Source organism: Neobacillus terrae (assembly GCF_011393025.1).
GTDB classification, from domain to species: domain Bacteria; phylum Bacillota; class Bacilli; order Bacillales; family Cytobacillaceae; genus Neobacillus_A; species Neobacillus_A terrae.
In genome coordinates this window covers 79672-99943 of sequence record NZ_JAAOEO010000014.1, presented here as the reverse complement: position 1 = coordinate 99943, position 20272 = coordinate 79672, and the positions used below count along the sequence as shown (strand labels likewise).

At 38.8% G+C, this 20272-nt stretch carries 28 protein-coding genes, 1 pseudogene and 1 riboswitch; of the genes and pseudogenes, 22 read left to right on the top strand and 7 right to left on the bottom strand.

Annotation, left to right across the window (positions count from 1 at the left end):
- Nucleotides 1-49: 49 nt before the first annotated feature.
- Complete coding sequence (locus G8761_RS18405) at nt 50-1363, bottom strand: Na+/H+ antiporter NhaC family protein (protein WP_166029332.1); 1314 nt, start codon at nt 1361-1363, stop codon at nt 50-52.
- Between the two features lie 517 nt (nt 1364-1880).
- Between G8761_RS18405 and G8761_RS18400 the strand changes: the two genes are divergently transcribed.
- The 3 genes from G8761_RS18400 (at nt 1881) to G8761_RS18390 (ending at nt 3600) form a co-directional block, all read left to right on the top strand.
- Entirely contained in the window at nt 1881-2165 is a 285-nt protein-coding gene (locus G8761_RS18400) for a DUF3219 family protein (protein WP_166029330.1), read from the top strand.
- 16 nt (nt 2166-2181) lie between these two features.
- Nucleotides 2182-3180, top strand: a complete 999-nt coding sequence (locus tag G8761_RS18395; protein WP_166029328.1) for an LLM class flavin-dependent oxidoreductase — start codon at nt 2182-2184, stop codon at nt 3178-3180.
- Between the two features lie 63 nt (nt 3181-3243).
- A complete protein-coding gene (locus tag G8761_RS18390; RefSeq protein WP_243450077.1) occupies nt 3244-3600 on the top strand; it encodes a SpoIIAA family protein in 357 nt (118 codons plus the stop codon).
- Nucleotides 3601-3635: 35 nt separating this feature from the next.
- On the opposite strand, the gene G8761_RS18385 is transcribed toward G8761_RS18390, so the two are convergent.
- Together G8761_RS18385 and G8761_RS28275 are read right to left on the bottom strand one after the other, a co-directional pair.
- Nucleotides 3636-3890, bottom strand: coding sequence for a DUF2533 family protein (locus tag G8761_RS18385; protein ID WP_166029324.1), 255 nt, complete (start codon nt 3888-3890; stop codon nt 3636-3638).
- 95 nt (nt 3891-3985) lie between these two features.
- Nucleotides 3986-4255, bottom strand: a complete 270-nt coding sequence (locus G8761_RS28275) for a hypothetical protein (RefSeq protein WP_166029322.1) — start codon at nt 4253-4255, stop codon at nt 3986-3988.
- 162 nt (nt 4256-4417) lie between these two features.
- Between G8761_RS28275 and G8761_RS18375 the strand changes: the two genes are divergently transcribed.
- Entirely contained in the window at nt 4418-4693 is a 276-nt protein-coding gene (locus G8761_RS18375) for a hypothetical protein (RefSeq protein ID WP_166029320.1), read from the top strand.
- Nucleotides 4694-4805: 112 nt separating this feature from the next.
- On the opposite strand, the gene G8761_RS18370 is transcribed toward G8761_RS18375, so the two are convergent.
- Both G8761_RS18370 and G8761_RS18365 read right to left on the bottom strand, forming a co-directional pair.
- Entirely contained in the window at nt 4806-6134 is a 1329-nt protein-coding gene (locus tag G8761_RS18370; protein WP_166029318.1) for a polysaccharide biosynthesis protein, read from the bottom strand.
- 73 nt (nt 6135-6207) lie between these two features.
- Entirely contained in the window at nt 6208-6795 is a 588-nt protein-coding gene (locus G8761_RS18365; RefSeq protein ID WP_166029316.1) for a YiiX/YebB-like N1pC/P60 family cysteine hydrolase, read from the bottom strand.
- A gap of 271 nt (nt 6796-7066) precedes the next feature.
- Between G8761_RS18365 and G8761_RS18360 the strand changes: the two genes are divergently transcribed.
- From G8761_RS18360 to G8761_RS18290, 15 genes are all read left to right on the top strand, one after another.
- Complete coding sequence (locus tag G8761_RS18360) at nt 7067-7567, top strand: hypothetical protein (protein WP_166029314.1); 501 nt, start codon at nt 7067-7069, stop codon at nt 7565-7567.
- A 297-nt stretch (nt 7568-7864) separates the two neighbouring features.
- A complete protein-coding gene (locus G8761_RS18355; RefSeq protein WP_166029312.1) occupies nt 7865-8263 on the top strand; it encodes a DUF350 domain-containing protein in 399 nt (132 codons plus the stop codon).
- Between the two features lie 18 nt (nt 8264-8281).
- On the top strand, nt 8282-8743 hold the full coding sequence (locus G8761_RS18350; RefSeq protein WP_166029310.1) for an RNA helicase: 462 nt from the start codon (nt 8282-8284) through the stop codon (nt 8741-8743).
- Nucleotides 8740-9981 carry a glutathionylspermidine synthase family protein gene (locus tag G8761_RS18345; RefSeq protein WP_166029308.1) on the top strand — a complete coding sequence of 414 codons (1242 nt, stop codon included), beginning with the start codon at nt 8740-8742 and terminating at the stop codon, nt 9979-9981. Before G8761_RS18350 ends, G8761_RS18345 begins: the two co-directional genes overlap by 4 nt.
- 3 nt (nt 9982-9984) lie before the next feature.
- The gene (locus G8761_RS18340) at nt 9985-11013 is read left to right on the top strand and encodes a potassium channel family protein (protein WP_166029306.1); all 1029 of its coding nucleotides are present in this window, start codon (nt 9985-9987) and stop codon (nt 11011-11013) included.
- A gap of 134 nt (nt 11014-11147) precedes the next feature.
- Nucleotides 11148-11276, top strand: a riboswitch (FMN riboswitch).
- Between the two features lie 137 nt (nt 11277-11413).
- On the top strand, nt 11414-12055 hold the full coding sequence (gene ribE, locus G8761_RS18335) for a riboflavin synthase (RefSeq protein ID WP_166029304.1): 642 nt from the start codon (nt 11414-11416) through the stop codon (nt 12053-12055).
- Between the two features lie 14 nt (nt 12056-12069).
- Nucleotides 12070-13260, top strand: a complete 1191-nt coding sequence (locus G8761_RS18330; RefSeq protein ID WP_166029302.1) for a bifunctional 3,4-dihydroxy-2-butanone-4-phosphate synthase/GTP cyclohydrolase II — start codon at nt 12070-12072, stop codon at nt 13258-13260.
- Between the two features lie 12 nt (nt 13261-13272).
- Complete coding sequence (ribH, locus tag G8761_RS18325) at nt 13273-13740, top strand: 6,7-dimethyl-8-ribityllumazine synthase (protein WP_166029300.1); 468 nt, start codon at nt 13273-13275, stop codon at nt 13738-13740.
- 101 nt (nt 13741-13841) lie between these two features.
- The gene (locus G8761_RS18320; protein ID WP_166029298.1) at nt 13842-15071 is read left to right on the top strand and encodes a Zn-dependent hydrolase; all 1230 of its coding nucleotides are present in this window, start codon (nt 13842-13844) and stop codon (nt 15069-15071) included.
- A gap of 241 nt (nt 15072-15312) precedes the next feature.
- On the top strand, nt 15313-15483 hold the full coding sequence (locus G8761_RS18315) for a hypothetical protein (protein WP_166029155.1): 171 nt from the start codon (nt 15313-15315) through the stop codon (nt 15481-15483).
- A gap of 23 nt (nt 15484-15506) precedes the next feature.
- On the top strand, nt 15507-15650 hold the full coding sequence (locus tag G8761_RS18310) for a hypothetical protein (RefSeq protein ID WP_166029296.1): 144 nt from the start codon (nt 15507-15509) through the stop codon (nt 15648-15650).
- An 86-nt stretch (nt 15651-15736) separates the two neighbouring features.
- Nucleotides 15737-15907, top strand: a complete 171-nt coding sequence (locus tag G8761_RS18305) for a hypothetical protein (protein WP_166029294.1) — start codon at nt 15737-15739, stop codon at nt 15905-15907.
- Nucleotides 15908-15976: 69 nt separating this feature from the next.
- The gene (locus G8761_RS18300; RefSeq protein WP_166029292.1) at nt 15977-16123 is read left to right on the top strand and encodes a hypothetical protein; all 147 of its coding nucleotides are present in this window, start codon (nt 15977-15979) and stop codon (nt 16121-16123) included.
- 25 nt (nt 16124-16148) lie between these two features.
- Nucleotides 16149-16340: a YbxH family protein gene (locus G8761_RS18295; RefSeq protein WP_166029290.1), complete on the top strand. Its 192-nt coding sequence runs from the start codon at nt 16149-16151 to the stop codon at nt 16338-16340.
- Nucleotides 16341-17176: 836 nt separating this feature from the next.
- A complete protein-coding gene (locus G8761_RS18290; RefSeq protein ID WP_166029288.1) occupies nt 17177-17368 on the top strand; it encodes a hypothetical protein in 192 nt (63 codons plus the stop codon).
- 52 nt (nt 17369-17420) lie between these two features.
- Here the strand turns inward: G8761_RS18290 and G8761_RS18285 are convergent, their stop codons facing one another.
- Entirely contained in the window at nt 17421-17564 is a 144-nt protein-coding gene (locus G8761_RS18285; RefSeq protein WP_166029286.1) for a hypothetical protein, read from the bottom strand.
- Nucleotides 17565-17724: 160 nt separating this feature from the next.
- Here G8761_RS18285 and G8761_RS18280 point away from each other — a divergent pair, with 160 nt between their 5' ends.
- From G8761_RS18280 to G8761_RS18270, 3 genes are all read left to right on the top strand, one after another.
- A complete protein-coding gene (locus G8761_RS18280) occupies nt 17725-18420 on the top strand; it encodes a sigma-70 family RNA polymerase sigma factor (RefSeq protein ID WP_166029284.1) in 696 nt (231 codons plus the stop codon).
- Between the two features lie 17 nt (nt 18421-18437).
- A complete protein-coding gene (clpP, locus tag G8761_RS18275; protein ID WP_166029281.1) occupies nt 18438-19019 on the top strand; it encodes an ATP-dependent Clp endopeptidase proteolytic subunit ClpP in 582 nt (193 codons plus the stop codon).
- A gap of 146 nt (nt 19020-19165) precedes the next feature.
- The gene (locus G8761_RS18270) at nt 19166-19435 is read left to right on the top strand and encodes a hypothetical protein (protein ID WP_166029279.1); all 270 of its coding nucleotides are present in this window, start codon (nt 19166-19168) and stop codon (nt 19433-19435) included.
- A 68-nt stretch (nt 19436-19503) separates the two neighbouring features.
- Here the strand turns inward: G8761_RS18270 and G8761_RS18265 are convergent.
- Nucleotides 19504-19910 (bottom strand): annotated as a pseudogene (locus G8761_RS18265) (DUF2238 domain-containing protein).
- Nucleotides 19911-20272: the final 362 nt, after the last annotated feature.

Genomic DNA, 20272 nt, shown 5'->3' with positions numbered 1-20272 from the left:
TGTAACAAAGAATGCGGCCAATTAGTTATGGTAATATCAGGGCGATTATTTATGCTGCACTTTTGGTGAACTGAAACTTTTTGCCTTTTTGAAAAAGTGAAATAGCCATTGTTAACAATGGAAGAATCCAAAGGAAAATGGCAGAGGACAGATATTCAAAAACGGAAACCCTTAGGATCGTGCTGCACATAATTGCAAGGACACTCCAGGGAATCATGGCAGGAAAGAGCATGGTTGTGTCGGCCATTACACTTGCAAGGCCGCACTGCCGGCCTTTATTTTTCCAATGTGGCAAAAAAGCGCGTCCTGTAAGAATTATGGGCAGAGTTTGGTTAGCTGCTATAAAAGAGATTAGAAGAGTCGCAAGAAGAGTTCTGACTGAATCTCCAAAAACTGTCTTGGAGGACTGGAGCCATTTATCCATAAAAGGCTGAATAACATTCATTCCCTCAAGCAATCCATTGTAGGCACCGGCTAAAATAAGGAACAATAAAAGCTCATACATGTGGCTAAGGCCGCCACCGAGGCCTGTTATCCCATACCAGTAGGCGTGAATCATTCCAAGCAGGCTTACCCCCTTAATAAAGGCTATTAGACTTGCAGATAAAATACTGACCCAAAAATTGTAGAAGATCTTAATCCTGAATAATATCAGGGAAACGAGCAATACCGGCGGGATAAAGACCCATAATGAGAAAGGATTATTTGGCTTACTTTGAAATGGTATTTCCCTGCTGCCGTGAAAATCAAGAAAACTATAAAAAATAAAGCAGGCTGCTAAAGCTAGGATAGTCGTTAGACTAAGTGCTTTTTGCTGTTCCTTAACTGTAATTTCTATAGTATTAGCCAGTAATTGATGGGAACTGGAAAAAGGGGAGGTTCTGTCTCCCACAAAAGCTCCTGAAATAATCGCCCCTGCAGCTACTGAAACAGGGAGATGAAGGACCATAGCTGCACTCATTAAGGGGATGCCAATGGTACTTAATGTTCCAACAGAAGTGCCGAGTATCATCGAAAAGAAGGAAGCTGCTAAAAAAGATAAAATAAAAAAATGGCGGGGATCAATCAGGCTGATTGTTATGTCCACCATTCCCGGAATGGTTCCCGAAAGGTACCAGGAAGGAAGGAGGAAACTTACAGAAAAAAGAATAAGAATAACGACCTTTGATTTAGCCACACCGCTTAAACTCATCCGCCATATGCGGTCAGCCTCCAATTTTTTGCTCCTTGCTAATAAAAGCAAGCAAATAAATCCAGGAAAAAAACCTATCACAAGAGGAAAACGGAAAAATACAGAACTAAGAACGCCCATAAGAGTGATAACAATTAGAAACAAAACCTGTTTCCCGCTGAAAGTATTCATAGACCCATCCCTTTTAAAAAGTTTTACTCTCAAACGCTAACACTTCCTGCAAAAGTATGTCAATAACCATCATTCGTTTTATTCTCAATCGGCAAATTTGCCCCTCCATTAGCCTAGTGGTATGATTTTTTATCAAAAGGCTATATTAAACAATGCTTTAGAAGTTAGTGAATCTGCGGCACTCACCAAAAATTAATTCGCATTTCCTTCGTGCAGTGATGCTGGTTCAATGTTCTGGTGAAAAACAGGCTGACAAGACACCACAGGGAGGTACAAGCGAGGAGGATTGACAGTAGTTCGTCCGCGGAAAGGGAGGCCCACAGGACAAGGAAAACTTCGGAAGCTTAAGCATTGCACGAAGAAAAAGCATTAGCTTTTTTCGAGGAAGTGGGTCAGAAAGGCGTTGCCACAGAAAGTGGCGATTTAGCCTTTCAGCCTACTAACAGGCGGTTGCGCTTTTTTAAAAAAATTTACAGTAACACAAAAGATTCTTTACGATATAAAGGGGGCTGCTCTTATGACTAAGGAAATTTTCTTAAATGATCAGGTGATTCAAGTGGATCATTTTGAAGAGGCTGAGGTAAATGGACTAAAGCAGGTAACACTTGATTTCAAGGTTACACATGATGATTATCACAATGTTACTACTTTGCTATATAAAGGAACGTTTAATATAAGAATTCCTTCAAAAAATAATGAATTTAAAGGCACCATTCATAATTACTCTACCTCGATTACAAATTTATACGAAAAAGGCCAGACGGGTGACTTTCACCTGGTAATCCTTGAAGTAAAAGAATAGAAAGAAGGCTTGCAGGATGAGGCTTAGCATTTTAGATCAAGCTCCTATTTCTTCTAATCAGAGTCCACATAATGCCTTGATCCAATCTATGAAATTGGCACAGGCAGGTGAAAAACTTGGATATAGCCGATACTGGATTGCAGAGCATCATGATTTGCCAGGGCTGGCCTGTTCAGTACCTGAGGTGATGTTAAGCTTTATCGGAGCAAACACAAAAAGGATTCGTATTGGTTCGGGAGCTATTTTGCTGCCCTACTATAGGCCATACAAGATTGCCGAGATTTTTAATATGCTTGCCACCTTGTTTCCCGATAGAATTGATATTGGGATTGGCAGGGCACCGGGTGGATCCGCGGAAGCTACGAATGCACTTTCGGATCAATTTTTAAAAGAAGTATGGAATATGCCCAACGCTGTAGAGGAGTTACTGCAATTTTTTAATCTTGATTTCCCAAAGGGCCATCCTTTCGCTTCGCTAAAAGCATCACCAAGACCCGAGACACCTCCTGTTCCGTGGCTTTTGGGAACTAGCAAAAAGAGCGCCTTACTGGCTGCAGAAAAAGGAATGCTCTACGCTTTTGGGCATTTTATGAGTGACCAAAACAGTGCTCAAATCATTCAGCAATACCGGGACTCTTTTCAACCAAGAATAGATGGAATGAAACCAGAAACTATTTTAACTGTTTCCGTTATATGTGCCGAAACTCGTGAAAAAGCAGAAGAAATTGCGTTAAGTTCCATCGTTTGGTCGCTTCAAAGAGCTAAGGGATTGGGAAATGAAGGTGTTCCATCCATAGAGGAAGCAATTGCATATAAAATGGATGAAAAGGAAAAAGAGGCAGCCGAAAACATGAAAAAAAAGATGGTCATCGGTTCACCAAAAGAAGTAAAAGAGATGCTTTTAGAGATGCAATTAAATACCACCTCCGATGAACTAATGATAGTGACCATTACTTATTCTCCGGAGGACCGATTGCGTTCTTATGAACTTATTGCCAAAGAGATGAAAATGTAATCAGAAGTTTAAAGCAGGCAACTGGGGGAATGGGTTAAGAAAAAGCTAAAGGAGACGATGCTCTTGTTAACCATTCTGCCCAGCAGGGATGCTTTCACGATAGCAGTTGAATTCAGCGGACAGGCCACAAAAGACGACGCCATGCTTTTAGACAATGAGGTCAAACAAAGGTTTTTGGAAGACCAGAAATTTAATATATTAGCGATAATGCATGAGGTAGATAGTTCCACCTTTAAACGAGTAACAGAAGGCTTAAAGTTTGATGCAAAACGATGGCTCCAATTTAATAAGTTTGCAGTAGTAAGTGAAAAAACATGGCTGGAGGCACTTACACATTTAGGTACTTTCCTTCCTGAAATAGCAGCCAAGCACTTTGAAAAGGATGAACTGGAAGAAGCTTGGACGTGGATACAAAAGTAATGGATTCAAAAATAAGACTCGGCATATGCCTAGTCTTATTTTTTAGAATGTACATAGTCACTGATCATTTCAGTAGATACAATTTTCATTTCCGGGATAAACGTTAAATTAATTTGATTCATCTGTCTGGTTATTTCATTAATTTTGTCTGTTGAAAAAGGCTTGCCTTCTGAACACAATTTAACGGCATCCCCAATATAGGTTTCACGCAGGTCATTAAGCTCCAAAAACCTTTGATATTTTTTGTTTTGTTTCTCGGCATGCTGTGCAAGATCTTTATGTACGCTCATTTTTACACTCCTTAAAAAATAGGAAACCAACCAGGTTAAAAGAACAGTTGTTCCTATGAATATGTTATAATTATAGTAGCAATAGAAAAGGATACTCAAGGGTGGTACAGCATTCCCCGATGAAAGGGGGTGCTTCCTATGACGGTCTTCCAAACCATAATGATGATGATTTCTTTTTCTAGTTTGGTCGTATCGATTTTGGCGTTAACATAGAAAAAGTAACCCACCCTTGAGCCCAGCAGCCAAAGTGTGTGGATTACTTTCCCAATGATGTGCTGATCCCCAGAAGGGAACCTGCTATTGCAAGACCGTTCGGTGTAACCAGCACCAGCAGTCTTTTTAAATATTCCTTTTATTGGTTTCATTATACTCGAAGGCAGTAAAAAAAGAAACTAAAAGACTGAAATACAAAAATATGCTTTTTAAAAAAAAAGTTCTTTTTTAGATCTAAATGTGTAAAATTACACTATAAAATAAACATGGCCTCAGCCCTTTAGATGGAACATGAAATGGGAGGACGGAATGCAATGAAACTGTTTGTATTCTTTGGACTAATTGGCTTATCACTTTTTGTCGTTATTCTTTTTAGCTTAAAAGGGAAAAAGAATAGTAGGAAAAAGGGAACCATATTTGTAAAAATGGTTATCCTAAATTTACTTGTCTTTGGACTAGGAAGCTTTTGGTGGTTTGTTTCAGAGACCAATGGGATTAGTCAGGTTGTTGGGGTGTTTATTTATCTTGGATCTTTTTTGGTTGTGACTATCATAAATTTGAGTATCCTTTACCTTGTGAAAATAAAATAACAAAGGTTGAAAAGAGGCAGACTTTGACAAGGACTGGTTCTTTATTTTTGTATGAAGTTCAGTAACAAAGGATTCTGTGCAGGAAAAAAGGAGAGTCATCCGGCTCTCCTTTTTAATATGTTTTTGGTCTTTCATTCGTAAGCCATATAGTTATTCCTATTTTTTTACAAATAGTAAAGTAATGCAGTAATGCGAGCAGGACACCGCCCGTATTTAATCCAATAATAACCCCGGTTGTATTAAATGGTTCCTGAGAGCCAAGGAAGTAAATTAAACCAAATGAAAATATGTGTGACCAGACGGAATGAAGAAATGTTTCTTTGACCAATCCAAGCCCGATCAAATAAGCCTGCATCGGAATAATAAAAAAGTGAAACAAAAAGTAAGGCCACATTAATTTTAAATAGAATGAGGCATCTGCAGATGAAAAGAAAAGTGAAGTTAAGGGTTCAGCAAATATGTACATAATAAAAACGGAAGGGACTCCGTAAATCATAGTGAGCCACATGGATTGCTGCAGCAGACTTCTGAGCTTTTCGAAATCGTGTTTTGCATAAGCTTCGGATACGGTGGGAATAAGCATAATCATTAAGGAATGGGCAATAAAGGCAGGGAAAAAACCAATTGTCATAGCAACACCACTGAGCATCCCAAAATGTTCAGTGGCTGCAACCGTTCCAAATCCAGAGGAAACCAGTGCACCCTGAATCAAAAAGGGCTGAATAGCATTCGTGATAGCGTGAAAGACTCGAAGTCCGACTGTTGGCACTGAGATGGAGAGAAGTTGTTGGCGTGCTTGTTTACCCGATAAAACAGCTTTATCCATCGTTTTAAGTGCACGGAAGTGAATAAAGAAAAGGCTTATCAAATAAAGAAAAACAATTAATTCGCCACCTATTATTGCACTAAGGGCGAGCAGCAGTGACATTTCAACGTTAAGCTTAAAAAAGTAAAAAATGATAAAAAGGAAAGTTAATTGAAACACTTTTCTTATAAAGTTTGAGAATGCTATTTTTCCCATTTGCTGAACGCCCATAAAGTAGCCCCTTGCAATTGATGAGAAAGAAGCTATCGGAATCAGGCAGAACAGCAGCCATTTCACCATAGGATGAAATCGATCCAGAACAGTTGGAAAAGAGGTAACTATGAAGGTTAAGATGAGCATTACGAGCATTATTTCAAGGGCCAATTTTAATGCGTGTTTAAGCAATGGGAAATGCAGATTTCTTTTATTTTCTGCAACAAATTTAGATATTGAGACTTGCAGCTCCAGACTTGCAATAACAAAAACCAGGAATACTACGGGTAAAACTGACATGTATAGGCCCATACCTTCTTGCTTTAACTCTCTGGCAAGGATCATGTTCACAAAGAACTCCGTACATTCACTAAGAAAAGCAGCCAGGATTAATATAATTGTTCCTTTAAAAAAAGAATTCATGTTGTCTCACTCCTTTAAATCTTCTTAAAAGGATATGAGACAGGCTAAAAGATTATTTTAACTTTTTTCACTCTTAAGGCGTAATTTCAAATAAAGCTTCTACATTAGGGTCGGCAGCTATATGTTCGGGATAAATAAAGCCTTTGTTTTCAAAAGAAAAAATGATTTTCAGCTGTTTATAGCACTCCTCTATAAATTCGGAGCATGTATATTCATCATTATCTGTATGTCTTCCCACCCCCAGGCCGATTCGAGCTACAATCCTTGCTATCTCATTTTTATCGTAGCTTCGATTTAATAAATCTGCCGCTTTTCCGAGCATATTATTTATTCCTCCCTGATCTGTAAGGGACGCCATACCATTATGCCTACCAGCATAGAGGGTCCCGTTATACTTTGCCCCGCTGTTTTCATAGTTGTAAAGATAGTGGGAAAGAGGGACAATTCTCACTCCGTCATCCTCTACACTTTCAAATAAAAGCAAACGGTCATTCCAGTGGAACATTAATCCAACATGGCTAAAACGGGAATTTGAAACCTTCTTTATCAACTCACTAACCATATAGTGACCATCACAAAAGAGAAGATCGCCAGTTCTTATTTCATTTTTTGCATCCAAATAGGTAAGCTGTTTAATTCCATCAAACTTATTGGTTCCCATCGCCGTCACTCCTAAAAAAAATATACTTTTATCATAAAGGGCATGTCTTTAACTTGCGACTGATAGTTTCCTATATTGATAAAAATCCTCCAAATTTCACACTTTAGATTATTTCATTCTTTTTCGACAAAATTTAAAAATATTATTTCCAAAATAGTTAGTTTCCGAGATAATGAAAAAGAAACTTACAAAAAGTGTTAAGTTTGGAATTTAAATGTGAATCTTTATGTAAATTCCTTCGTAAATTATGAAAAGGATGGGAGGCAAAAAAATGAATAAAACCAAAAGAGTAATGGCAGGAATTACAACAACTGCCCTTTTATTCGGTCTGTCAGGCTGCGGGGCTAATTCACAGGATGCCACTACTGAAGAAGACGATAGTGAGTGGGTGTCACAGCCAATTTCTTCTAATAACGAGCCATTAGCACAAGATAACATTCCCCCTGCTCCAACGGACAGTGAATGTTCAGACTGGGAGTGGGATAACGATGACGGAGTTTGGGAATGCAATGACAGCAGTTCTTCTCATTTTGGACATTATTATCACGGCAGCAGTTACTATGGCAGCAAAGCACTTTTATATCAAAGCAAGGATTATCTTACTTATAAAAACAGTGCTGATTTTAAAGGAAAAAGCATTTCTTCCTCTTCGCCAACCTCTGTCTCTTCGGGAGGAACAGAATCAGGCAATACCTCAACATCAAGCGGAAGTACCTCATCGGTTAAGGGAAGCTCAGGTTTCGGAAGTGGTTCGCATAGCTTTGGCGGATAAAGAAAACTCGGTGATTGCCGAGCCTTTGGGCGAGAGCAGAGCCGTAGTTGTTATTATCACGCTCAAAACGGCACATCCTCGAAAAAGCTATGCTTTTTCTTCGTGCGATGTAAAGCTGACGTAGCTTTCCTTGTCCTGTGCCTTTCGCCTACTAGGGCTTCCTCGGAAAAGCTGGTTCTTTTCCTTCGTGCGAGGCTAAAGCTGCCGGAGCCTTCCTTGTCCTGTCCGTCGTGCTTTCAGAATTTATGGATATAAGCTCTGCTTAGCTAAAAAATTAAAATTAAAGGGAGAATGTAAATGAACTTATATCTAAATTTTATTTCATATTTAGCTGTTGCCTTACTGCTAATGCTTTTGGGAATTTTACTATTTGTCATTACCACCCCAAAACTAAAGGAACTCACGCTAATTGGGATGAAAAATGTAAGTGCAGCCTTATCACTTGGGGGTAAGATGGCAGGTCTGGCTTTAGTGCTGGGTGCAGCAGCGGAGTATTCGGTTTCGCTTCTTGATATGGCTATTTGGGGAGCAATCGGAATCCTTTCCCAGATCATTCTTTATTTCCTGGCAGAAGCTGTTACTATCCGATACAGTATTCGGCAGGCGATTGAGGAAGATAATCGCGCAGTAGGTATTACTTTGTTCTCATTGTCCTTATCCATAGGCTGGATTCTTGCAAAATGTCTTTCGTATTAATGAAACTGGGGTGAAGATTTGAAGAAACTCATTTATTATCTCAACGATCGCAACGGAAAATATAGACCTTTGTATGAATATAAAGTTACTGAAGTTGGAATAGATGAACTTTATGCGAGGCAGCTTTGCACTTATTTTATCATGAGAGGAAACCAGTATGAGCTAGTTTCAAATGAGATGGACGGAGAAGAAGAAATTTTAGTTGTAACAGAAATCGGAAGAAATGTGACAACTGCCGATGAATTCAGTTACCGTGGAAAAGGCTTAAATATTGAGGTTCGCAGATTTAGAGAAAGTGAAAATTATAAAAGGCTAACTACGATTCCATGTCAAACCCATTTTGATATTATCCGTTTCTTATTAAAGGACATAGTCGATATTCCGGGAATTGGGCAGATGGCGGTAACGTCGACGGAAATCGATGAGGACAGAGGCGTGTATGTGATATATGTAAAAGATATTATGGAGGCAGAGGATTGACTTCTGAATACAGTATAAAAAGAAGACACTTTTATAAAGGCATAGAAGCTTTTTGGGCCGATCTGTACGATCAGGAGTATGCGTTATATGACCTTGTCTTGATTGATAAAAATGAACTCGGGAAAATTCATTATGCCAGCAAAAGGATTGGCCATATTTTTTTAAAGGCTGCCAGCCTTCTTAGAGAGGCTCCTGACCAAACATTACTAGAGATGGGCTTTCCAAAGGAAACACTTGATTTTATTCGCCTATCAAGCAAAATACCTGAAAGCATTATATCCAGGCTTGATCTTGTTGCTGTTAATAATACATATAAGTGCATTGAATTAAATGCCGACACTCCGACATTTATAAAGGAATTATTCGAAGTGAACGGAAAGGTATGCGATCATTTTGGCTTTTTAAATCCTAATGAAAGTATGGATAAAATGCTGGGAAGCGCAGTTTATTCGGGAATCCTTCAAGCTGCCTCAGAACTTAAAGAAAAAAAGCCTCATATTGTTTTTACGGCCTACGAAGAAAATCAGGAAGATCGTGAAACGGTTCTCTATTTACAGAAACTTTCAGGTCTTCCTTCAAGATTTGTCCCACTGAATAAACTAGTAATAAAAAAAGATATCGGGCTTTTCGATGATCTCGAACAAAAGATTGATATCCTTTATCGGCAGACGTTTCCCATTGAAAACCTTATTTTAGATGAGGATGGGCAAGGCAACCAGATTGGCATTTGGCTTCTTGATTTAGTTAACACAGGCAAACTCGTCATGCTCAATCCTCCTTCTGCCTTTCTTTTACAGAATAAAGCGGTACAGGCTGTTATTTGGGGTCTGCATATCGAAAAAAATACGTTTTTTACTTATGAAGAGCATGACTGGGTGGAGGAATATTTCTTGCCAACATTTTTGGAACCTGACTACTTTATTAAAGAGAACATTTCATATGTTAAAAAACCTTCCTACGGGCGGGAAGGAGATACAGTTGAAATATTTGGCGGAAACGGGCTGATCGAGCATCCCGCACCACAGCTTAATTATACGGAATATTTGCCTGTGTACCAGCAGTTTGTAAATATGCCCTCCATTAACTTTCAAAGTGAAAAAGGGATGCAGGAAGGACATCTGCTGATTGGCAGCTTTCTCCTCAACGGAGCTCCGTCAGCCATAGGTTATAGAGTGGGTGAAAGGATTACCAATAATTTGTCCTATTATATGCCAATTGGTATCAAACACGGAGGTTAGAAGATGTGGATCTTGCATAAGATTTTTTCCAGGATAAGCAAAATTAATCTGCTGCAGGCCACCGGACTTGCACTTTCTCTTATTTTAATTAGCAGTTTTACGATGAGGATTGCTGAACCAGAGAACTTTCCGCGTTTTATTGATGCACTTTGGTGGACCATGACAACATTAGTGACAGTTGGCTACGGCGATTTTTTTCCTAAAAGTGATTTTGGAAGAATCTTTACAATGCTGCTTATCTATACGTTCGGCATAGGCGCAATGGGAGTCATAATTGGTAAGATATTTGAAAGTCTCAGTGTTTACCGCAAGCTGAAGGAGGAAGGGAAATTGACCTATTCAGGAAAGGGACATTACATATTGATAGGATCATCCAGAGAAAAACTGGAGAATGTTCTTGGGGAAATTATCAGCAGCGGCCAAAAGTGCGATATTATTGTGGTTGACCATGCTGAGCGTGCACCATTTGAGCATGACCGTCTTCATTTTATTTCGGGGAACCCAGCTGAAGAAGAAGTGCTTTTAAAGGCCAATATTCTCGCCGCCAAATCAGTAGCCATTTTTTCCGATGACAGGAATGACCACCCGGAATATGCGGACGGAAAGTCTTTGCTGATTGCATCTCGAGTTGAACACTTATCCCAAAAATATAACAAGAGTATTTATACTATAGTTGAAATTAAAAAGGATACCCACATCTCGTTATTTGAACATGCTAATGTAGATGAATTTATCCTTTCAAATGATTCCATTTCAAAGCTAATGGCACAAGCCGCCATTAACCATGGTTCCAGCAAACTGTTTAGACAGCTTTTAAGCAATGCGGACGGAGATAATCTCTACGAAATAACAAAAAAGCCTCACTGGGCAACCTATAAAGACGCTGCAGTAGAGCTTTTCGATACAGGAGCAACATTAATTTCGGATGGACGTTCTCTTGACCTCGCCAAAAGGCATACTGAGCTTATTCCCGAAAAGGCCAAGCTATATGTAATTTGTGATGAAGAAACCTATCTTAAAATAAATCGTTAAAAGATGAGGCTGGTGTCTATTTATTTGGTATCAATTTGTCCTCTACATAAAAAATGAGTTTCATTTTTTTACAATTATTTTTTTTAATGCTAAACTAAAAAAGAATTTAAATAAATACCAATAGAGCAGTTTAATTTGTCCTTCGGGGTCGGGTGAAAATCCCAACCGGCGGTAATGAAGAAATTCTAAGCCCGCGAGCCTTTTTGGCAGGATTTGGTGTGATTCCAAAGCCGACAGTACAGTCTGGATGGGAGAAGGACATGGGTAAGTATATAACAGTGGTCTGTCCAATTTTGATATGGATGAGGCTTATTTTGATATACTTTTCATCTCATAAATCTCCCAAAAAACCCTTCAGGCCACTGAAGGGTTTTATTTTGGATTGGAAATAGGTGAAAAAATGTTTACAGGAATTATTGAAGATATCGGCTCGGTTTTTTCCTTAAATTCAAGCGGCAACAGCATGGTTCTTACGATTGAATCGAAAAAAATAGTGGAAGATGTTCGTTTCGGCGACAGTATTTCTGTAAATGGTGTTTGTTTAACTGTAACGAGATTTACTTCAAGCACCTTTACTGTTGATGTTATGCCAGAAACGATGAAGGACACTTCGCTAAAAATGTTAAAATCCGGTTCCCCAGTAAACCTGGAACGTGCAATGAGTGCTAATGGAAGATTTGGCGGCCATTTTATTTCCGGCCATATTGACGGTACCGGGAGGATCATGAAAAAAGAGCGCAAGGATAATGCTGTTTATTACATGATTGAGCTAGAAGAGGCACTAAGCAAATTTTGTATTCCAAAGGGTTCAATTGCAATAGATGGGACTAGTCTTACCATCTTTGGTTTAGAAAAAAACCAAGTGACAGTATCCCTGATTCCGCTCACTCATCAGGACACAGTCCTGGGACGAAAAAACGTCGGAGACATTGTTAATATTGAAAATGATTTGATCGGAAAGTACATTATCCACCAAATGGAGGGGAAAACTCCGAAAAAGGGGCTTACGATGGACTTTCTAGCTGATAACGGATTTTATTAAAGGGGGCTGAGAATATGTTTAATACCATTGAAGAAGCAATCGAGGATCTGAAAAAAGGCAAGCCGATCATCGTTGTTGACGATGAAGATAGAGAAAATGAAGGCGACCTTATTGTCTTATCAGAAAAAGCGACCCCTGAATCCATTAACTTTATGGCGACATATGGACGCGGGTTAATTTGCGTTACCATAACAGAGGAAATTGCCAATCGATTAGATCTTCATCCTATGGTTGAAGTAAATACTGATAATCATGGAACAGCTTTTACTGTCAGTATCGACCATAGAACCACCACCACAGGAATTAGTGCTTATGAAAGATCTTTCACAATATTGGAGCTCTTAAATCAAAAATCTATTCCTGGGGATTTTAGAAGACCTGGTCACGTTTTTCCAATCGTAGCAAAGCCAGGCGGAGTCCTAAGACGTGCCGGGCATACCGAGGCGTCGGTGGATTTGGCAAAATTATGCGGTGCTGCACCATCAGGTGTAATCTGTGAAATCATGAAAGAAGACGGAACAATGGCTCGTGTTCCGGATCTCATTGAAATCGCATCAAAGCATGATCTGAAACTCATAACTATTGCTGAATTAATCAGGTACCGAAATAAGAATGAAAAGCTCGTAAAGCGAGAAGTGGAAGTAAAAATGCCGACTGCATTTGGTGAGTTTAAAATGATAGGGTATTCAAACCCTATTGATAACCGTGAGCATGTGGCTCTTGTTAAAGGAGAATGGAAAGAAGGCGAGCCTGTTTTAGTCAGAGTCCATTCTGAATGTTTAACAGGAGATGTTTTCGGCTCTCATCGCTGTGATTGCGGCCCTCAGCTTCATGCGGCTCTTTCTCAAATTGAAAGAGAAGGCAATGGAGTTCTTGTATATATGCGCCAGGAAGGACGCGGAATTGGACTTTTAAACAAGCTCAAAGCCTATAAACTCCAGGAAGAGGGTTATGATACGGTCGAAGCAAACGAAAAGCTGGGATTTCCTGCTGAGCTTCGCGAGTATGGACTTGGCGCACAAATATTAAAAGATCTTGGCGTCGAAAACATTCGTTTGTTAACTAATAATCCTAAGAAAATCTCAGGATTATCCGGCTATGGTTTGGAGATTGTCGAAAGAGTTCCAATTCAAATGCCTGCTGTAAAAGAGAACGAGCGCTATTTAGAAACGAAAAAAACAAAAATGGGTCATCTGTTTATTTAAGGAGGAAGCATTATGGGTAAAGTATTTGAAGGAAATTTAGTTGGTACAGGATTAAAGGTAGGAATCGTGGTTGGGCGTTTTAATGAATTTATCACCGGCAAGCTCCTTACTGGTGCTATGGACGGATTTAAAAGACACGGCGTAAATGAAGAAGATATAGATATCGCCTGGGTTCCTGGCGCTTTTGAACTTCCAATGATAGCAAAGAAACTTGTTAACACTCAAAACTATGATGCTGTTATAGCTCTTGGCACCGTAATTAGAGGGGCTACAACACACTATGATTATGTATGTAATGAAGCAGCTAAGGGTATTGCCTCTGTTTCATTGGAATCAGGTGTACCAGTTATTTTTGGCGTACTAACAACTGAAAATATTGAGCAGGCCATTGAACGGGCCGGAACAAAAGCTGGCAACAAAGGATACGATGCAGCTGTTTCTGCTATAGAAATGGCAAATCTTCAAAGATCTATTTCTTAAGAGCAATAGGGCCACTCCTTTTATGAAGGAGTGGTTTTTATTTACTCTTTTGGCAATTAAAAATATAATTTATCCAAATACGATTAAAAGGGAGAGTGAATATGAACATAAATAGTGAAAGATTATGGAATCGGATACATAAGTTAAGCGAAATTGGAAAGGACGAAAATGGCGGAGTTACAAGGCTTTCTTTTACAGAAACCGAAAGAAAAGCTAAGGACCTTGTCGTAACTTTTATGAAAGACGCCGGCTTGGCTGTAAGAGAGGATGAAATAGGTAATCTCATTGGGAGAAAAGAGGGAGCAATATTTAACAGTCAAGTCGTTATGACAGGTTCTCATATTGACAGTGTTATTAGTGGAGGAAATTTTGATGGACCCGCAGGTGTTCTCTCTGCAATAGAAGCACTTCAGACCATGAATGAAAAAGGAATAGTAACTGAATCTCCCCTTGAAGTTATTGTTTTTACCGATGAGGAAGGTGCAAGATTCTCAACAGGTATGCTGGGAAGCCTTTCAGCTGCGGGGAAACTAAGCAAAGAAGAGCTGTATTCAGCAAAAGATAAAAATGGAGTTACCATCGCTGAAGCAATGAAACAGGCTGGTTTAGATCCAGAGCTTGCGCCAAATGCTAAGCGAAACCCTGAAGAAATTAAAGCATATGTTGAACTGCACATCGAACAGGGAAAGGTTCTGGAAAATGCAGATGCCTCTGTAGGAATTGTAACTGGAATTGTGGGTGTTGACTGGTACAGAGTCACCCTTAAGGGAGAAGCGGGCCATGCTGGTACAACTCCAATGGGACTTAGGAAGGACCCTCTTGCCGCAGCTGCCAGAATAATAAGTTATGGTGAGGAGATGGCCCGAAACGAAAAAAGCGCTGTTGTAACCGTTGGCCAGATTGAAGTAAAGCCAGGAGGAATAAATATTATTCCAGGTGAGGTGGCATTTTCCTTTGATATCCGAGACATAAACAAAGAAAATATGAATGATATTTTCGAAAAGCTAAAAGCATATATAGAAACTACCTGCGAGGAACGCGGGATAGAGCTTGAAATTGAACAATTGCACAGCCTTGATCCTTCTCCTTGTTCTGAAAGGATCATGAAAAAGATGGAAGAAAGCTTTACTGAAACCGAAGTACAAAGCATTAAACTAATTAGCGGTGCAGGGCATGATGCGATGGTTATGGCCAGTATTACGGACATGGGAATGATATTTATCCGCTCAAAAGATGGAATAAGCCATAATCCAAAGGAATGGTCCGATCAAAAAGATTTAGCAATGGGAGCGGAGGTTCTTTTCACAACTTTAGTCAAACTTGCTAGTTAGGTGATTTTGCGTGAATTCAAAAATGAATTCACGCTTTTTTATTTTCGCAGGGAAGTCTTGCTAAGCAGGCGTATCAAGGATACTACCTTGTTTTTGAGATTATCTTTCATGGCAGATTATTTCAGATAGTTAAGTTTAGTTATCCCCAAAAGGATGTTATTCCACCTTCTTTATTTTTCCCAAAATGTATTTCGACATAAAGAAGGAAATTACGAACAAAATAATAGTGGAGGTGAAAATAATGAAAACAAAAGACAACTTCCAACGAGGTGCTAAGGTAACTCAGGATAATGCTATTTATGGGAATCCATTTGGTGAAAGAGGCCATTCTCCACAATCAGAACCACCAGGAGAAATTGCTACAGGCAAAAAACCACAGGACCGGTTTAAAAGTCCACAGGACAAGCTCTAATTAAATAATTAGGGGGAGATATTTTGGCTAACCGAAACAGCAGCAAAAAGCGTTCTTTTCCGGAAATAAAAGGCGGGCAAAAAGTTATTAAATCCTCACCTGAATTTGCTGGATTGGATGATCGCACAACTCTAGACAATAGCCGGGCTAAAAAGGGACAACAATAGATTCAAATCTTTTCTCTAATGGCGGAAGGTCAATCGATGACCCGAATCCCTATTGAGGATTAGACTTATAACGAAGGATGATTGGGATGAAAGAACGAACTGGTGAAATTTCTGAATCTAATGCAACAGACCAGCCGATTATGTCCACTGGTACTTCTCATGCTGGTTTCGACTGGGATACAGATGGCTCCAAAATGGGGGCAAAGAAACCTAAAGTCGGAGAAACAGTCATGGGTGAAAAAGGAATTAAACGATAAACTTTGCGGCCCAAACCTGATAATCTAATTTCAGGTTTGGGCTTTTAAAAAATAAATGAGGTGGAAAATGTGGAGAAAGAAAACTTGAAGGAATTAAGAGAAGAAGCGGCGAGCTTTAAAAATCTTGAAATTAGTTCAACTGGATACGGCTTTGTTTCCGGAAACCCTTCTGAAAAAGAAAAGCCAAAAGAGAAGACAAAACAAGATACATATTAATAAATGCCAGATAGGGGGTTCTTATATGGGTGCGATAGAACGAAAAAGCTTTCGGTTTGTACCTGAGTACAGTGTTATCAGTCAAAATGGTGCGATCCATGTTTATAAAAAAGGTGATTTTGTGGAAGAAATTAAATTTTCTTTTCATGGTAAATTTCCTGAACTTGATCAAATTGAAGACTTAATTGATGAATATTGTGAACAGAAAGGAATCTAAATATATAGAAGAAAAACAAAGCATGTCACTATAGGTGATATGCTTTTTCTATCTTTATCCAATTATTCAATGTCACTTGCATAATTTTAAAGGAAATAAGGTAAGAGATAAAGAAAGGGAATAGCATTAGGCAGCTCCTTATACAATTAGAAAAAAGGAGGTATTAAAAGTGAAGAAAATGCACCCAATGTTATTTATTTTACTTCCACTAACTTTAGGTCTAATTACCATTGCCCTTCCTGAGCTGGTCCTTCCCTATACGGAATTTCTTTCGGTTCAATAATTCTTTTTTTCTTATGGTCTGTTTTTATTTCTTTCAGGGATAGAAGAAGGAAAACCAGAATGTATCAATGGGCTGCTTCAAGTTCCTTTTTTCTCACATCAATATACTGTCTTTTCCCGGGAGTTAAGGCGAATCCAGGGAATTTAAGTGTAACAGTTTTCCTTTACGGCTCTTGGTTTTTGATCATTGTACTCTATTTCTGGGGACCCGGGTTGCTGGAGTTTTTTAAGTTGAAAAAGTTCAAGAGAAAAATCGTTGTGAGCTATTTCTTTTTGTTCATGTCCGTGATTCTTATTTTATCTCTTGTCGCTGGTGACTACCGACTGCAGGATTAGGGGATCGATCCCCCGTTGGTCCACATCTTCGGAGAGCATAAGGGTTGGCAAGTTATAACTGTGTTGTTGAGTTACAGTTTTTCACAGCTTTTTCTTATCCCTCTTTATTTTAAAATTTTGTTTGGTGAAATCGAGCAAGAAAATAATAGAACTATTAATAAAAGGCGAAAGCGGAAGTACAATTGACCAGTACCATAAAATAAGATTGGGGGATAGGTATGACTTTCATTGAAAAGAAAAAAATCAGGCTGGAAAAAAGGGAAACAAGGCGTGTAGGCAAGAAAAAAAAATGGTGGTGGTCTGCTGAGGATTTCTTGGTTGATATAATGTTCGAAGTTGGTGAATACATAATTATTGGATTAGTACATTTAATAAGATTGATTGCAGCTTTTCTCCATCACGCTCATTAATAAATTTTCGTAATTAATAAGCAGGCAGTGCTGATAAAGCACTGCCCTTTCATTATTGATTATCAGTTATCCCAGGCTTTGCATCTCTCTTTTTTTCTTGAGCCGCTCTTGCTTCCTTTATGCCAGGCAAATCTTCATCCGTTTTCGTTTCCCAAATACTATATTTTACAGTGTTTTGCTGATTTTCTTTCTCCATATTTACTGCACCTCCACTTTTTATCGTTTCAATAAGAGCTAAAAATATTCAGTATGCTGCAAAATGAATATGATAGGGGTAATTAAAAATTTTTGACCCGTATCTTTTTCTGCCTCTTCATGCGTTATAAAGGCAGAGAGGTTAATGAGGAGTGAAATAAATGAAAGCCAGCAAAAGGAAAACAGTCAGAAAGTCGGATCCACAGAATATGGAGATCTGCCATTTAAATGATTTATATAGGGGTTTGAAAAGATACTCCTTATTTCTTACCAAAAATAAATGGGAAGCGGATGATCTTGTACAGGAAGCTGTCCTGAAGGCCATTCAGTCTTATGAGCCATCAGAAATTAGTCCCGCTTTATTAAACAAAATAGCATACCATCATTGGATTGACTCCATAAGAAAGAGAAAGAAGGAGACCATTGGTTTACCTGAAGATGTTTTAGCGGCTACTGACGATACTTCAAGGTCCGGCTCTATTATAGATGTTGTTAAACAACTCATTACCAGCCTGACACCAAAACAAGCTGTTATCTTTATCCTAAAGGAAGCTTTCCAATTTAAAACGTGGGAAATTGCTGAAAGGCTAGGTACTGCCGAGACGGCTGTAAAGGCTGCCCTCTACAGGGCGAAAAAACGGCTTGAAAAAGAAAGAACGGAACAACTGTTTGGTTGGTTTAATAATGAGCAAGAAAGAGAACTGTTGTTTAATTTACTTTATGATTCTCTTGCCTTACAGGACCCGGAACCACTCATTAACTGCATATCTGTTCTTCCTTCTTTTGCTGAAGTTACAAAGCTGGCTAAATCAGGGCGCTCCAGCTCACCTCTCAATATGTACTGTCAGGCAGCATAAAAAAGGGAGGAAAATTTATGAGTGCTATTCCTTATGTAATTGAACAATCAAGCCGCGGTGAACGTTCCTACGATATCTATTCACGATTGCTAAAAGATCGGATCGTCATTATTGGAGATGAAATAAATGATCAGGTAGCGAACAGTATTATAACGCAACTTTTGTTTTTAGAGGCAGATAATCCTGAAAAAGATATTTCAATCTATATTAACAGCCCTGGCGGCTCAACATCTGCTGGTTTTGCCATCTTTGATACGATGGAGCTTATAAAACCAGATATTAGTACTATCTGTATCGGTATGGCCGCCTCATTCGGTGCAATGCTGCTTCTTGCAGGAACGAAGGGAAAGAGATACGCACTTCCAAACAGTGAAATTATGATTCACCAGCCGCTTGGAGGTGCAAGAGGCCAGGCTACAGAAATCGAAATATCTGCCAGAAGGATTTTAAAGCTGAGGGAACACATTAATGAAATTATCTCGGAGCGAACTGGCCAGTCAGTTGAAAAGGTCGCAAAGGATACCGACCGGGACTATTTCATGAGTGCTCAGGAAGCTATGGAATATGGGATTATCGATAAGATCATTAGCAAGAAATAATCCCTAACCCCTTTTTCTTTCCAAATTCATTCAAAACCCGGCTAAGAAATTTACCAGCATATATTAATTTTTAAAAGTGAAAATTAATAATTGGGGGGCTGGCATGATTTGGCCTTCCGAATTCGTTCGAAGGGAAGGATTTTAGAATGAATAACTGGATGAATTTACTTTTAAATATCGGGGGAAAAAAATCTATTTTAAACATGTTTGGCAGACGGAGAAACAATAGAGGGATAATGTGGAGTTCCTTAATTGGTTTGGGAATAAGTGCAGCAGCATATGGTTTAACCAGAAGCCGCAATACGAACATGCTTAAACCGATTAAAAATATGATGAATAATATGGATATGGGTAAAACTACTAAGCAGTCAATTGCAGGAGTAATGGAATTTGCAAAGGAATTAACCCCTAATTAAAATCAATATACAAATAAATAAGTTTCAAAAAATGCTCACATTTATGTGGGCATTTCTTATACTACCTATTATTCCTTCCTTAATAACCACCGGTTATGAATGTTAGAAAGAAGGAGTAACGATAAAATTGAACCTACTAAAGCGAGTGACATATCCCACTGGGCATCCCAAATATCTCCCTGCATTCTAAAAAGTTTTTCGCTACTTCTCCGCCATGTGCAATTTTAGTAAAGATCCATTCAATGCTTTCATATAAGGAAGATATGGCTAATAATATACTTTCGCTAATAACTGCTAACCAAAATCCTTTGGTGAGGGGTGTTTTTCTTATTAATATTTCTCTTATAACCATTATAAACGACTCTTTAAGTAAATTCCCAAATCGGTCGTAATTGTTTCGATCCAAGTTAAAATGGGCTTTTACCCAATTAAAAAAGGGAACCTCCGAGTATGTATAATGCCCGCCTACGAACATAATAATTGAAAGAAGTCCGACAATGATATAGGAGAGAGTTGTGAAGCGAAACCTATTCTATGTCGCAATTAAGATAATCAGGCCTATTAACGCAGGAATTACTTCCAAAACCCAGTTGCAGTATCCAGCAGGTTTAAAGAGAGACCTTATGAAGACAGCAGCAACTAACAATAATAAAACTAAATGAGATGTCCTGCCTTTTCCCTGTTTCCCTTATTTCACTCCCTTAAGTTTTTTATTCTCCTTCTTTCAGAATACACAGCCTCATATACAGCTGAACCGAAGTTTTACAATTAATTATTGCACAGATTCCTCTTGGGGATTATTAATTAAATCATCAGAAGAAAATATCTAAGGGGAGC

What these genes read in the sequence shown, in the direction of transcription:
- G8761_RS18405 (WP_166029332.1), bottom strand. Translation starts at nt 1,363, where the DNA reads ATGAATACTTTCAGCGGGAAACAGGTTTTGTTTCTAATTGTTATCACT.
- G8761_RS18400 (WP_166029330.1), top strand. Translation starts at nt 1,881, where the DNA reads ATGACTAAGGAAATTTTCTTAAATGATCAGGTGATTCAAGTGGATCAT.
- G8761_RS18395 (WP_166029328.1), top strand. Translation starts at nt 2,182, where the DNA reads ATGAGGCTTAGCATTTTAGATCAAGCTCCTATTTCTTCTAATCAGAGT.
- G8761_RS18385 (WP_166029324.1), bottom strand. Translation starts at nt 3,890, where the DNA reads ATGAGCGTACATAAAGATCTTGCACAGCATGCCGAGAAACAAAACAAA.
- G8761_RS28275 (WP_166029322.1), bottom strand. Translation starts at nt 4,255, where the DNA reads ATGAAACCAATAAAAGGAATATTTAAAAAGACTGCTGGTGCTGGTTAC.
- G8761_RS18375 (WP_166029320.1), top strand. Translation starts at nt 4,418, where the DNA reads ATGAAACTGTTTGTATTCTTTGGACTAATTGGCTTATCACTTTTTGTC.
- G8761_RS18370 (WP_166029318.1), bottom strand. Translation starts at nt 6,134, where the DNA reads ATGAATTCTTTTTTTAAAGGAACAATTATATTAATCCTGGCTGCTTTT.
- G8761_RS18365 (WP_166029316.1), bottom strand. Translation starts at nt 6,795, where the DNA reads ATGGGAACCAATAAGTTTGATGGAATTAAACAGCTTACCTATTTGGAT.
- G8761_RS18360 (WP_166029314.1), top strand. Translation starts at nt 7,067, where the DNA reads ATGAATAAAACCAAAAGAGTAATGGCAGGAATTACAACAACTGCCCTT.
- G8761_RS18355 (WP_166029312.1), top strand. Translation starts at nt 7,865, where the DNA reads ATGAACTTATATCTAAATTTTATTTCATATTTAGCTGTTGCCTTACTG.
- G8761_RS18340 (WP_166029306.1), top strand. Translation starts at nt 9,985, where the DNA reads ATGTGGATCTTGCATAAGATTTTTTCCAGGATAAGCAAAATTAATCTG.
- ribE (WP_166029304.1), top strand. Translation starts at nt 11,414, where the DNA reads ATGTTTACAGGAATTATTGAAGATATCGGCTCGGTTTTTTCCTTAAAT.
- G8761_RS18330 (WP_166029302.1), top strand. Translation starts at nt 12,070, where the DNA reads ATGTTTAATACCATTGAAGAAGCAATCGAGGATCTGAAAAAAGGCAAG.
- ribH (WP_166029300.1), top strand. Translation starts at nt 13,273, where the DNA reads ATGGGTAAAGTATTTGAAGGAAATTTAGTTGGTACAGGATTAAAGGTA.
- G8761_RS18320 (WP_166029298.1), top strand. Translation starts at nt 13,842, where the DNA reads ATGAACATAAATAGTGAAAGATTATGGAATCGGATACATAAGTTAAGC.
- G8761_RS18315 (WP_166029155.1), top strand. Translation starts at nt 15,313, where the DNA reads ATGAAAACAAAAGACAACTTCCAACGAGGTGCTAAGGTAACTCAGGAT.
- G8761_RS18305 (WP_166029294.1), top strand. Translation starts at nt 15,737, where the DNA reads ATGAAAGAACGAACTGGTGAAATTTCTGAATCTAATGCAACAGACCAG.
- G8761_RS18295 (WP_166029290.1), top strand. Translation starts at nt 16,149, where the DNA reads ATGGGTGCGATAGAACGAAAAAGCTTTCGGTTTGTACCTGAGTACAGT.
- G8761_RS18290 (WP_166029288.1), top strand. Translation starts at nt 17,177, where the DNA reads ATGACTTTCATTGAAAAGAAAAAAATCAGGCTGGAAAAAAGGGAAACA.
- G8761_RS18285 (WP_166029286.1), bottom strand. Translation starts at nt 17,564, where the DNA reads ATGGAGAAAGAAAATCAGCAAAACACTGTAAAATATAGTATTTGGGAA.
- G8761_RS18280 (WP_166029284.1), top strand. Translation starts at nt 17,725, where the DNA reads ATGAAAGCCAGCAAAAGGAAAACAGTCAGAAAGTCGGATCCACAGAAT.
- clpP (WP_166029281.1), top strand. Translation starts at nt 18,438, where the DNA reads ATGAGTGCTATTCCTTATGTAATTGAACAATCAAGCCGCGGTGAACGT.
- G8761_RS18270 (WP_166029279.1), top strand. Translation starts at nt 19,166, where the DNA reads ATGAATAACTGGATGAATTTACTTTTAAATATCGGGGGAAAAAAATCT.